Raw genomic sequence first — 987 nt, forward strand, 5'->3', positions numbered from 1 at the left:
CATAACTGAATATACGTAAAAAGAACAGCATTTATTAAGAGATTTAGGTATTTTTTACATACCTCGAATATCCCTTAAAAATGCTGTTCTTTTTCATAACTAAAATTTTTTTACATAAATGGATCTTGACTTCCCATATAGTACCCTTCGTCAAAACCAGCATCATAATCTGAATTGCCTAACTCAGATCCACCGCTATTATGAGGATGGTTCTTATTTTGCCGATGAATAATAAACCAGATAACCAATCCAACGATTATCCCTAATACAAGCAAAACCCCATTAACAATATTTTTAATATCATAATAGCTTTTCGAGTATATAAACTCTTTATTATCAGCAACCTTTTGCAACTTTGGTTCTAATCTTTCTGCTAGATCAAATAAAGCTTCCATTCTCTGTGTGGTGGTTCCATCAGTTAAATTATTCATTCCAATCTTAATCTTCCAAAACATTAGGTCCGTAATATATGAACTTGATTGATCGCTAGGATCAAAATAAACCCGGTTATTCTTTAAATCGTAGACCAAATAATTGTTTTTCCAATCTGGTATACCATTTTCATCCGAATCAATATCGTAATAATGATTATGTCCATATAAAACTTCACCAGTTTTATTAACTATATCTTCTGGTATTCCTTTAGTTTTAGGATCATTATCAGTTAAATAATTAAAGCGTCTTATACTATCATTATCACTCAATACTAAAATATATAATCTTTGCGGATTAGGCCCCGTTTCAATTTGACCATTGATATCTTTCAGTTTTTCATACTGTTGATTAGTAACTACTTCTTGATCTTCATATATATAATTCCCGACATTAGGACCACCTAGTCCTGCAGCTTGTATAACAGTTACTGAACTGGCACATCCTAGCAAAACCGCTATCCCCAAAAGAAAAGCCTTAATTTTCAACATAATTCTCCCCCGAATCACTGTCTAACTGTCTAATTAAGACTTTAGCACTGTCATTCAACTAGTA

General features: G+C 32.0%; 1 protein-coding gene. It reads right to left on the minus strand.

The features are described 5' to 3' along the window. Nucleotides 1–110: 110 nt before the first annotated feature. Nucleotides 111–923: a hypothetical protein gene (locus FD26_RS10730; protein ID WP_057868408.1), complete on the minus strand. Its 813-nt coding sequence runs from the start codon at nt 921–923 to the stop codon at nt 111–113. Nucleotides 924–987: the final 64 nt, after the last annotated feature.

The sequence above is a fragment of the Companilactobacillus crustorum JCM 15951 genome (assembly GCF_001434585.1).
GTDB lineage: Bacteria > Bacillota > Bacilli > Lactobacillales > Lactobacillaceae > Companilactobacillus > Companilactobacillus crustorum.

Bases quoted from the DNA above. Each gene is read 5' to 3' on its own strand.
- FD26_RS10730 (WP_057868408.1), bottom strand. From the start codon at position 923: ATGTTGAAAATTAAGGCTTTTCTTTTGGGGATAGCGGTTTTGCTAGGA.